The 12,653-nt window shown below is 44.9% G+C and carries 4 protein-coding genes; 1 reads left to right on the top strand and 3 read right to left on the bottom strand.

The genetic code is table 11. The features are described from left to right. Positions 1-10: 10 nt before the first annotated feature. Entirely contained in the window at positions 11-1,534 is a 1,524-nt protein-coding gene (gene gpmI, locus CI959_RS09325) for a 2,3-bisphosphoglycerate-independent phosphoglycerate mutase (protein ID WP_057316879.1), read from the bottom strand. Positions 1,535-1,640: 106 nt separating this feature from the next. Here gpmI and CI959_RS09320 point away from each other — a divergent pair, with 106 nt between their 5' ends. Beyond that, positions 1,641-2,339, top strand: coding sequence for a M48 family metallopeptidase (locus CI959_RS09320; RefSeq protein WP_005861055.1), 699 nt, complete (start codon positions 1,641-1,643; stop codon positions 2,337-2,339). A gap of 38 nt (positions 2,340-2,377) precedes the next feature. On the opposite strand, the gene CI959_RS09315 is transcribed toward CI959_RS09320, so the two are convergent. Next, entirely contained in the window at positions 2,378-5,092 is a 2,715-nt protein-coding gene (locus tag CI959_RS09315; RefSeq protein WP_005861053.1) for a TonB-dependent receptor, read from the bottom strand. A 100-nt stretch (positions 5,093-5,192) separates the two neighbouring features. Continuing rightward, a complete protein-coding gene (sprA, locus tag CI959_RS09310) occupies positions 5,193-12,611 on the bottom strand; it encodes a cell surface protein SprA (protein ID WP_009018390.1) in 7,419 nt (2,472 codons plus the stop codon). Positions 12,612-12,653 lie beyond the last annotated feature (42 nt).

Raw genomic sequence — 12,653 nt, 5'->3', positions numbered from 1 at the left:
CGCCTAGCTCTTATTTAATCAATGACTTGCCAGTCATCTCCTTCGGCTGTTTCAAGCCCAAGATGTGAAGGATTGAAGGAGCCACATCGGCCAAAATACCATCCTCTACTTTAGCGTCCTTGTTGGCTGTCACATAAACGAATGGAACAGGGTTCAAGGAGTGAGCCGTATTCGGAGTGCCATCCTCGTTCAAGGCGTGATCCGCGTTACCATGGTCAGCGATGATGATTACCTCATAGTCGTTGGCTTTAGCGGCCTCAACCGTATCGTGCAAGCAAGCGTCGATCGTTACGACCGCTTTCTCGATCGCTTTGTAGACACCCGTATGGCCTACCATATCACCGTTGGCGTAGTTCACTACGATAAAATCGAATTTCTTCGTATTGATAGCGTCCACCAATTTATCTTTCACCTCGAAAGCGCTCATTTCCGGTTTTAAGTCGTAAGTAGCCACTTTAGGAGAAGGGACCAAGATACGCTCCTCGCTATCGAACGGAGTCTCACGGCCACCGTTGAAGAAGAAAGTCACGTGAGCGTATTTCTCTGTCTCGGCGATATGCAACTGAGTCTTACCTACGTTTGCCAAGAACTCACCCAGCGTATTATTTACGTTCTCTTTGTCGAACAAGATATGAACACCCTTGAAGCTAGCGTCATACGGAGTCATACAGAAATATTGCAAGCCAGGGATCGTATGCATACCGGCCTCCGGCATATCTTGCTGAGTCAATACAACTGTAAGCTCTTTCGCACGGTCGTTACGGTAGTTGAAGAAGATCACGACATCGCCTTCCTCGATAACAGCAACCGGCTTTCCGTTCTCAACGTGAACGATCGGCTTGATGAACTCGTCCGTTACACCCTCGGCGTACGACTCTTCCATCGCTTTTACCATGCACTCGGCTTGCTTACCCTTACCTTCGACCAATAAGTCGTAAGCCTCTTTCACACGTTCCCAACGTTTGTCGCGGTCCATAGCGTAATAACGTCCGATGATAGAAGCGATCTTACCGCCGGTAGTCTTCAGATGATTCTCCAACGTCTCGATAAAACCTTTACCACTCTTCGGGTCCGTATCACGGCCATCCATGAAGCAATGTACATAAGCCTTGCTGATTCCGTATTCCTTGGCGATATCCGTCAACTTCAAAAGATGCTCCAAAGAGCTATGTACACCACCATCGGAAACCAAGCCCATGAAGTGGATCTGCTTATTATTCTCTTTCGCGTAGCTATAAGCACGTTTGATCTCCGGGTTCTCCATGATCGTATTCTCGCGGCAAGCGATGTTGATCTTCACCAAATCTTGGTAAACGATACGGCCAGCACCGATGTTCAAGTGGCCCACCTCAGAGTTACCCATTTGTCCGTCAGGCAAACCAACGTTCTCGCCAGAAGCCTGTAACTGTGAGGCTGGATAAGTTTTCAATAACTCGTCCCAATATGGAGTCGGCGTGTTAAAGATCACGTCGTCTTTACCTTTGTCACCAATTCCCCAACCATCACAGATAATTAAAAGTGCTTTTTTGCTCATGATTGCTAATTTATTATATTGATTATGTTTTTAACCTTTACGATCGCGAAGATAATCAATTCCATCGTATTATTGTTTTTCTCAATGTATTACTTTTGTGGCAGGAATGGAAAAGAATATACAAGACAAGGATTTGGGAGTCATAACGCTCCGTACCACTCCCCGGGCCACTCGATACACGCTCAAGATATCAAAAGGAAAGATAACCGCCACGATGCCACCCGGGGGAGACGAGAAACGTATGATCGCTTTTATCATGGAGAACAAGGCCCGGCTGGTAAAAGCGCTCCAGAAGCATCCGGCCCGGCCCCTGCTCGACGAAAGATCGGAGTTACAGGCTACGACATTCCGCTTGCATATCTTCCGCACCGAGCGAAGTAATTTCTACATGAGATTGGAGGATGGAGTACTGCATATCGCTTGTCCGAATGAGACTCGTTTCGAGGAGGAAGAGGTGCAATCCTTATTGAAATCCATGCTGGAGAAGGCGCTCCGCCACGAGGCGAAACGGTTGTTGCCGGAACGTATCACGCTATTGGCTAGACAACATGGATTTATGTTGACCGGGGTGAAAATCAATAATAGCAAAACGCATTGGGGAAGTTGTACAATGAAGAAGAGCATTAACCTCTCGCAATCATTAATGCTTCTTCCTTGGCATTTGGTGGATTATGTATTATTGCATGAGCTTTGCCATACGATAGAGATGAACCATAGCGAAAGATTCTGGAAACTGATGGATAAGGTGACGGACAATCAAGCGATTCGTTTACGAAGCGAATTGAAAAACTATCACATGTTGTAGAGACAGAGCACGCTCCGTCTCTACAACTAGGTAATTTGTTAGAAATTGGCTCCTACTTGCAGAATGAAAGTCCGGGGTGCGCCGACATCCATCGGGCGGGCGCTATAGCGCTTGTTTAAGAGGTTGTTCACCAGTCCTTGTACATGGATATTCTTCGTCACTTTCATCCCGACACGCATATCCATGACGAAATATCCTTTATTGTTCTCTGCCCAATAATCATGTAAGTTTCCGAATAGCATCGAGCGCATATAATCCATCAGGTTAGGCTCCGCTTTCGTACGCTCATCGACCATAAAATAATCGACCGCCAATGTCTTGCTTTTCCATGACATATTCGTTCCGATATTAAACTGTTTCCATTCCAGATCAAATACCCCCTTTACGGAATGTTTCTGGCGATATTTTAAATACTTGCTGTCATTCGATTTCGAACGCATCGCCATTAAGTCATCATTCGCTTCCTCCTCCGCGTTCCGTGAATCCACGTCCATATCGATCGGATTCGTATAAACATACCCCAAAGTATATGCCAGACGAGTATCACGGTTAAACTCATACACACCCGAGGTAGACAAGTCTACCCCATAAATCTCCGCCCGGCCTACGTTCGTGAACTGAGCGCCGATTCCTAAGCCGTCGCCGCTAGAGAACGCATTGAACAACTTGGAAAGCCCATCGATATAATCGAAGGTCTTATTATTAAACAGGCCGAAACGGAACTCGATCATATCCTTGTAACGGGTATAAAAGCCGGCCACATCGATAAAGCCCTTCAAATTGCCGAACTTATAGCCTTGCTTGAAACCAAGTTCGGCATTATAACCTTGCTCCGCTTTCAATTCAGCGTTCGGGAAAGCTCCCACACCTCCGATATCCTTCAGGATAAACTTCTCCGTAACGGATGGATAACGGTATCCCTGTCCGAAAGATGCCCGGATAAAACTATACTCACCCAATTCATAATTCAAGCCTCCACGGAAAACAGGTTTTACCGGAACCTTCGCCCCGAAAATCTTCGTCTCCGCTTCCCGGTAGAAATCATCGACCCGGTAATACTCCAGACGAACACCGACCGAGACGTTCAAACGATCGATAAACTTATGATCATATTGCAGGAAGGTAGCCACATTATCGCTACTATGCTGCCCGGTCACTTTCGAATCCGCATGAATACGCTCATAAGTACCTCCAACCGTGAGTTGTGAATGTTCGAACTTCTTGCTGAATTGGTAATCCAGATTATAGGAATAGGTATGATCCGTAGCCTCCGGCGCTTTTTTCTCCATCGGTTTCATGGCATCTACCAACCAAGCCCCTACGTTATTCTTATCGGGTAGCGGAGTACGTCCCATCACCCAAGAAATCAAGTCCATATAATCCGCCGAGGTAGCTGTCGGGAAAAAATGATTTCCCAGCTTGCCCAATTCACCCATCAATCCGCTCACCTTCCCGTTCATCACCTCCGGCAAATACGGTAAGAAGGTCGGCAATAACTCGGTTTGCCAGTTTTGCGCCATATTGATAATCTCCGGGACGGATGAGATATCAAAACCCATATTATTCGTTATGTCAAAAAGAGACTTATCCGTAGTATGCGTGATGATACGGCTTCCCCGATGGAAGAAACGCCCCTTGAAACGATGAGTCGTCCCTTTTTCCGAATTCGTATAATTCAAGAAGGGATCTATATAAAATGTATTCTCACGGCGTCCCATATTCGCCAGCGGAGATTGAATATAGGGCTCCTCCGGAGAACGCCAGATAAAGAAACCGGTATAATCGTTATACAAATAATTCACGTTCACGCCATAGTTCAACCCTTGTACCCGGGGATCGTGATACGTAAGATTCCCACCGACCCGGACACGGCGATTGTAATTATCCTGCCGATACCCGTCGTCCAAGAATGTATTAGCCCCCACTGTCAAATCAAAATTCTTGATCCTACGGGAATGAGAGAGATCCAAGCCTCCATATAAAGGCGTCCCGTCTTGGCGCGGCTTCCCATACAATCCTCCTTGTACGTTCACCTGTGTTACCGGATCCAATCCGGGGCGTTTCGTTTTCACGTGAATCAAACCATTCAAGGCAGAAGAGCCATATAATACGGAAGAGGCCCCTTTCAGTACCTCTACTTGATCGACGTTCTCCATCGGGATCATATTCCAGTTTATCTCGCCGGAACCCGGAGTTAGCACCGACATTCCGTCCACCAGAATCAAGCAACGGCTACCCACGCCATAGGTCCATCCCGTACCACCGCGTACGGAAGGTTGCCGGTCCGTCACGTCCACACCGGAGATATTCTTCAATACGTCCGTTAAATCTTTCGGAGACTGACGAGTGATATCTTTCGCTTTCAGTAATTCCATAGAGACGGTAATATCGCTTAGCTTTTGCTCATAACGCCCGACGCTCACGACGACCTCGTCCATCATGTTTGAGTTTGTTCGCAAGGATACGTCATGCGTCAAGAACTCTCCCGGATCTACTTTCACGGGAACGCTCAACGTTTCATATCCCAGATAGCTAAAAGTCAATACAGCGTCGCCATCCGTCACTTTCAGCTCATAATAACCGTTTATATCAGACACAGTTCCTCTCGTACCCCCTTTGTCCTTATAAAAAACGTTTACCCCGGCTAAAGCTTCCTTGCTCTCCGCATCCTTAATATACCCTTTCACGTCTTGGCCGAAAGAGGCATGGGTTATCAAGAGAAGAAATAATATCAATTTGTAAGTATTCTTCATATCCAAATTATATTTCGCACAAATATAAAGGTTTATTCCATACCGCTAGACAGGTATTTAAAAACAGACCAAGAAGTCCTGTAAATAGACTATACTCTTTTTATTGCGCTAAGGAGAACCGTAAACTAATACCATAGTTCGAGTTCGATGTCGGGTAAGAAGATGTGGACACGATCGGCTCATTGATCTGTAAATCATAGAACGCTCTCAATGTCAAGGCACGACTTAACCCGTAATCCGCAGAGAACTGGATGGTCTTGGCGATATTCCCGCTGGTAGCCTGCGTAAACTGATCCTCAATCTTACGGATCAACGATTGCATTTTACGGTAAGAGAAATCTAAGCGGATCGTAAGATCATTACTGAAGTCGCGTGTCTTTTTCATTTTCAACACCTTGTTAAACTCAGTCAACTTATATCCTACTCCTATCACGAATTCGTTGGAAAGCGCTTCCACCAATTGGTAAGAGGAAATATTCAAGCTTAAGTTACGAGTCTTGCGCAACTCAAATTTACCTGTTATATTATTCAATAAAGTAGCGTCCACACCAAACAACGGGCTGAATCCTTCCGTGATACTCACGGCCGCTATATCATAAGGAGACGACGGCGTAGGATTACCTGTCTGGATATCGCGGATATATCCCAAACCATCCTGCCCGGCATCTACCCAATCCAAGAAGGAGGAAAACGCACCTACGCTATAGGAACAACGATATTGATGACTTAACATCATACTCTTAAAGTATTTGCGGATAACCGGTATACGGATCAAGCCATCATACGTAACACGCCAGTTCGGTAGCAGGCTCTTAACAGACGGGAAGGCTGACAAGCCTACCTTATTCGGGTCCTTACCCGTATAAGCCGCCAAGAAAGCAGGTACCAATACCTCCATGGAATTCAGGCTTACGCCTCCCCCTACGGCTGGATCATAAGGTTTTCCCGCTAAAGCATGCCCCGCCATAAAACCGGAGCTCGGATAAACCGTACCAGAATAGGTATCCATCAAACGCTGGGCGATCACGCTACGATGAGCGATAAATTTATCGAACGCTTTCGAGGAATAACCGTTATTAGCGTTTCCGCTGCCGCCGAAAGCGCTCCCCAAGGCAATCGTAGTCATCGTGAAGCTACCTCCCATCTGCTCGGGCATACCGTCTTGCATATAATAGATATCGGTACTACGGGTATCTACCCGGTTTGCGTTCAAATCAATCTTCAAGCCGGCTATAGGTTCTAGATTCGCACGAATCGTAAGATTCTTCGCGCTATTGATCATGGCGGGAGTCGTCATATTCTCATTCTTTACCAGCCAGCCCCGCTCGTCCGCCTCGTCGATAAAGCTCCTTCTTACCGCTCCAAAAGCAAAACCGAGTCCCGGAGCCAAAGTTCCTGTACGCCGTTGTCCGAACATATCACCAACCTCCGGTGCGTAACCACTCAACATCATACCGTCTATCAACGAATATTGTATGTTTACCCGACGTACCATCATCAAGAAACGGCTACTATATTCAGCGACTTTCGTCAAGGTTCCTTCCAAAGGCTGAGGACCGGGCACGATTGTCAGCTTCAAACGGGCCGTATCCTTATTCAAGATCATGACTTGGGCGTAATTGATCGGCTTGTATTTAATTGAATAGACCTTCCCGTCCGCTCCACGTGCCGTGATACGAACCTTCTTCGTAAACATTCCATGCTGCACGATCGTTCCACTATCCGGGCTCAATTGGATCTCTTTCTCTAGTTTCACCTCTTTCTTCTTTTTCTCCGGTTGACGAGCGCTTACCCGGGAAGAGGCCATAAATTTCTGGTTGATCTTCTTCAGATATTTATTCTTATTGTACAATGACTGCAAATTGAAACTACCCTGCCAGTCAAATTGACGTTGGTTCTTTATTATATTACCCTGTTCCAACTCAATACTAGCGACATTGGCTCCACGATCCCAGTTGTACGTGGCATTATAAGTCAATGAACTATTTACCCAGTCCAATGCCGGTATGAATTGCAATGGCATATTCCAAGTGACATTAAACGTTTGGTCATATTTCAAAGGAGTACCCAAATCACGGATACTTTGCTTCACGGAATCCTTCCATACCTGATAATCATCCGGATTCAATTTCTTATTCACTTGAACATTCGGTTCCTCGATGCGGGCATTCGTACCGGAAGTAAACGTCATGCTCAGATTATTCGTAAAGTCCCAACGCAAACTGAAGGCACGGTCCCACAAGAAATTGTGACTGAATGAGAGCAACTGGTTACCTCCATCCGTAGAACTTGTCAAATCCCTTAGCTTAATCTCATAGTAATTCCGCATCATCGCCGTCTGGAAACTAATATTCGACGGGACGTAATTCAGTCCGAATTGCTTGATATATTTTGTATATCCATTATTCTTCTTCAGCTTCTCGAAGGGTCGGAACGGTTTCACGTAAGGCGTATAATTATAAGCGAAATTACCTCGGTAATCCTTGGTTGTCTCATATTCGGTCTCCGGATTCTTCTTACTGTTCTGGCTATAAGAGTAACCTAACGAGAAGTTAGCCGGATCATACGGCATCGGATTCTTACTACGGATATCCACCTTTACGTTATTGAAAGAGACGCTCTTAATCGTGGTCTGGTCCAAAGAATAACTCTTGATAGAGTCTTTCTCGGCTTGGGTCTCTACCGCATCCAAAGCGTCCGAAAGCTTAATATCCTCATTCAACGGATCATACTCAGGAGTTGTAGTCTCTTTCGAATAAGCATAGTAAAAAGGTATGCTAACCTTTGCTTTCTCAGGGAACAACTTACCCAACTCAATCGAGGTCGCCACACTATATTGCGAATAATCATCCATCCGACGTTCGGCCAGCGACTGATCCAACGCACCAAAACCGGCGGTTTCCATTCGTCCACTTACATTGACCGTACCCAAATCGGATAAAGCGACGTTCAGATTCGCATTAGCGGCCCAACCACCTTTCTCATCGAAATCAGTCATACGAAGTTCGTTTACCCAGACCTCACCGCTCTTGATATCACCCGTATTATTACGTACGCCGATCATGATCACTTTCACCTCCGCTAAGCTAGGGTTACCGATGATACTGATTTTATTACGCGTATTATCCGGATCATTTTTCGAATAAACCTTTTGGTAGCTTATATTTCCCTGTCCTTGACGTTTCAATTTATTTCGCTCCAACTTCAAGTCGGTTAGAGTCTCCAGTTTAAAATTCAAGGTATTATTTAAAGGCCATACTTTTTCTTGATCCGCACTATTGTTCGTATTATAAAGAATAGTACTATGGGGAGTCAGATCCAAAGGCACCTCATACTCATAATAATTATTCTTATAGTCAGAACCTAAACGAATAAATACAGAGAAATCACCATTCGACAAAGTCTTGCTCTCATCAATCGGCGCTTCCGCATGAGCGAACATTTGTAATCGTTTATACCGGCGAAGGTCATAAGCGGTAGATTTATAAACCGCACGTGCATCCGCAGGAGATAAATCCGTTATCTTCATAGACAATGCCTGCTCGTTCTGTTGAAGCAACTGAGGCTGACTGGAATCGAACATACGGCTGATACCCGGAGGCAACACATAGTTGACCGGCTGACGCTGCCCGTTCTCCTCTATATTTACAGAAGATACGACGATCTGTCCATCAGACTTTGGCGGAATAAGAGGATTTGACAAATCCTGCGTATAAGTACGCCAATCACCACGAACCAATTCCAAGGTACCGAAACGCAGAACCGTAGACTTACGGAATCCTGTCATATACATACGCATGAAACGGACTGTCTTGAAATCCCGGATCGCTCCAACCCTCTTCTCATAATCTTTAATAGGAATCTTAAATAGATACCATTTTACTTTCTCCTTATCACCATTCATTAAGGTTACTTCCGGAGTACGCTCATCAACGATGTTGTTTACACCGACCTGCAAATCTTTTGGACGGAGAGAGATCTTGTACTCAAAATATTTCTCTGTCTCATTCAACGTATTATCGCCATTGATATCTTCCACATCTGGTGTACTCTTTCCGGCTGTAGCATATCTTTGATCGGATTCTTGTGAGTTTCCCTCTGTACCGTTATATCGTTTATAGCGAGATAGGATATCCAACTCCTTAGCATCGTAATCATCCCCACGGAAATAGTGATAATTATCCCCGGCAGGATCGTTAAAAGGAGAAAACGGATCATCCATCATCTTAGAGATTGTCTCGCCGGATAGTTTCGCCCTCAATTTATTCAAATAATCCGCATACGTAGGGAAAATTTGCTCTTCCTCCGTAGAAAGACCGTTCAAACCGACATCTTGCAGCTCACGATTTTGGGCATCAAACGCATATCCCGTACTTTGCGTGCGAGGCACCTTACCCCAAACAGTCGTATCAACTTTCGACATATCACCGTCCACGGGCATACCATTCTCAAAGAATTTCCGCTCATCTTTCAAGATATCCTCGGAAATCTCACCCAAGTTAAAGTATAGGTCACCACCCTCGGCTGTCTCGTCCTCAAGATACGGGTCTAAAAGCCAGAATTCGATATATTCATAATTGGCAGATTCCAAATCGCTAGGCTCGATCTTGCGCATTACACCACCCCAACGTTTTTCCGGATTACCCAACGTACCGTCCGAGTTTACATTTTCCGCATCTAGGTTATACGGACCACGCTCATTCGGGTAAAAAGCGAGGTTTAATACAGGCAAAGTCGTATTATCATTGGTTCCCAACTCTTTATTCGGGAAGATCTCTTTATAACTGACTCCACGGGTGTAATGATTCGATAAATCATCATTCGTAAGATGTCGAGGGCGGGAAGAGGAACTCTTCCGAGTGAAGATTCCGTCTACCGTATACCAAGCCAACAAAGCTCTGTTTTTACCATAAGCGATATCGTTCACCTTCTCCGCTTCCGGAAATTTAGGATTCGAATCTTCATAGGGGGTACTCGCCAAGTTCCAAGCATACGGGTTCAAAAGATCCATACCACTTTGTGTAGACTCGAAGTCATCCAAATAAGAGTAACCACCCGTATATTGATTCTCATAATGTCCCGCTATTAAATGAGCGAATTCCGCATTGAATGAGATTTGGCTAGGTTTGGTCAATGTCAACAAGGGTAACTTATCAAATACGTTTGTCAACCACTGGCTCTCGGCTTTATAAGAGGTATTCAAGCCCCATAAAGTATTCTTTATAGACTCATCTCCCAAAGTGGTTTTTACCGTAAGAGGCATTTCCGACATATGCATAACCGTGGCACCGACCATGAAGTCCTTATTGAACTGGTAATTCAAGTCTAACCCGATCATCGTCTTTCGCTGCATATTAAAAGTAGACTGGTTCTCCAGAGATACGCTAACGGGTGTCCCACTCGATATGATGCTCTCATTCAAGATCGTCACACGTCCTAAACTGTAATCTACCGTATAATCCACATTCTCGGTCAGTGTAGCTCCTCCTGCCGTGACACGTACGGATCCACGGGCCACGTTAGTAGCTCCCAAGTCGATCTCCGAACCCGACGAGGCTTTATACTCACCACTTAAAAGAAATTTATTTTTCTCGGCGATCTGGCGGGCAACGGTTAATGTCGAGTCATACAACTCTTGGAATACATATTTACTGGCATAGGCATTACCTACCTTTTCCCGTAATTTCGAGCCGAAAGGTTGTACACAAGGGAATATAATCTTACCGGTCTCCGCCTGTATCGTATAACCGTCAATAAAATCGAAGAAACCATCCGGATTCGGATTGTCATAGGTATCCAAGCGATCCAGCCCTAATACCCGAATCAAGATTTGATTCGCACAATTACCTTCCGGAAGATAGTTTACATACGTACCGGTAGAATCGCTCTGGTAGGTAACGTTCAACTTAAACTTCTCTTTCTGCACCGAATAAGCACCCAATGAGTATACGTTCTTCATCATCAAGTCCCAGAACATCATATCCGGCGACATCGTGATACCCTTTAGCAACTTCACATAAATACAGTCGCTCGTATTCTCTTTATTATCCGTAGAGAACTCACCGACTTGATAGGTCTTGCCATTATAGATAAAACTAAAAGCGACACCCAATACCTCATCAGCCTGTAACTGAGTCCTCAAAGAAATATAACCCAATTTCTTGTTTAATGTATACTCAGATGACTCTAGCAAACGGGCACTCTCGATTTTTTCAAAATCCCGTCCTCCCTCCATGGAGCCTTTCAACGCATCATTAACCATACTTATCTTTCGGGCATCCGTAAATTGAGTGGTTAAAGTCGTATATAAATTGTTTGCGGAATTATTCGGACGTCTGTCCGTTCCGGAAGGCATCACCAACGCAGTATTACCGATATTACGAGATTCATTTTCTCCCAAATCGGTGAAAGCTACGATATTGCGGGACTGGTCATAATTACCTCGTTTATTGGTCACCCACACTTCTATCTTAGAGATCTCGATACCGGAGGTGACGGTAGGCAAAGACTCCATAAACTTATCGTAGTTATCATAGAAATAATGGCCCAAGAAGAAGTGACGGTTCTCGTCGTATTCATCCACCTTGATCTCAAAGGGCTTCGTCTGCACGCCCCCTTTTGAGCTAACCGTCTTGGATTCAGATTCCTGCTGGGCAAACAAGGCGTTCACTCGCAACTTACCAAATTGTAAATCCGCTTTCATACCAAATAAAGCCGCACCTCCATTAATCAAGGAATTGCTGGTATTCATGCTCACGTTACCGGCTTCTAACGACTTGATAATCTCATCCTCCTCGCCTGTATACGCCAATTTCAATTTTTTGGAATCGAAATCAAAAGAGGTCTCGGTATTGTAATTCATTCCGAAATTCACCTTGCTACCCACCGAGGCTTGTACATTCAACTGCACACTCTCGTCAAAATTGAAGAAAGTACGTTTACGGGAACGCTCCGGAAGAGAAGGATCATTATTCTTATTCGTCTTCAATCCCATCGTGATCTCGGCCGAACCTTGTGTTCTTACACGTACTCCACCGGGGCCGAAAATACGTTCCGCCGCACCGATATTAAACTGCATATCGGTTAAGTTAAACTGTTTATTCGTAGCTTTTTGGAATTCTTCCTCGTTCTTTTGGCGGAAATAGGAACGAAGTGATTGTTGCATAGAATAATCTTGGTATTCCGCTGGGGTTAAACTCATCGGCGTACCAATCTCCATATCGCCTAATTTCGTACGGACAATATACGTATTCGTCTTTAAATCATACTCAATCGTAGTCTTGACATTCTCCGGATCACGCAAATCGGCAGGTGATTGTTTCACGATATCTTGATATTCCTCCGGTGTAGTTTTAGCTACCGGATAACGGGGAGGAATCGTATCCTCCGGAGCTTCCAGCAACTCCAATTCCGGCAAAGATGATGTATACGCAAGGTAATCAGCATTCAGCGAATACAAGCCGACACCAAACAATAATACAACGATCCATATGGAATATTTCAGTATTCGTTTTCTCATTTTCTCATTTAATTGTCAATTGTTAATCGTTAATCCTCAATT

Source organism: Parabacteroides sp. AT13 (genome assembly GCF_002272965.1).
Lineage (GTDB): Bacteria > Bacteroidota > Bacteroidia > Bacteroidales > Tannerellaceae > Parabacteroides > Parabacteroides distasonis.
The sequence above is the reverse complement of the archived record's forward strand: the minus strand, read 5'-3'. Positions and strand labels throughout refer to the sequence as shown.

What these genes read in the sequence shown, in the direction of transcription:
- sprA (WP_009018390.1), bottom strand. Translation starts at nt 12,611, where the DNA reads ATGAGAAAACGAATACTGAAATATTCCATATGGATCGTTGTATTATTG.
- CI959_RS09315 (WP_005861053.1), bottom strand. Translation starts at nt 5,092, where the DNA reads ATGAAGAATACTTACAAATTGATATTATTTCTTCTCTTGATAACCCAT.
- gpmI (WP_057316879.1), bottom strand. Translation starts at nt 1,534, where the DNA reads ATGAGCAAAAAAGCACTTTTAATTATCTGTGATGGTTGGGGAATTGGT.
- CI959_RS09320 (WP_005861055.1), top strand. Translation starts at nt 1,641, where the DNA reads ATGGAAAAGAATATACAAGACAAGGATTTGGGAGTCATAACGCTCCGT.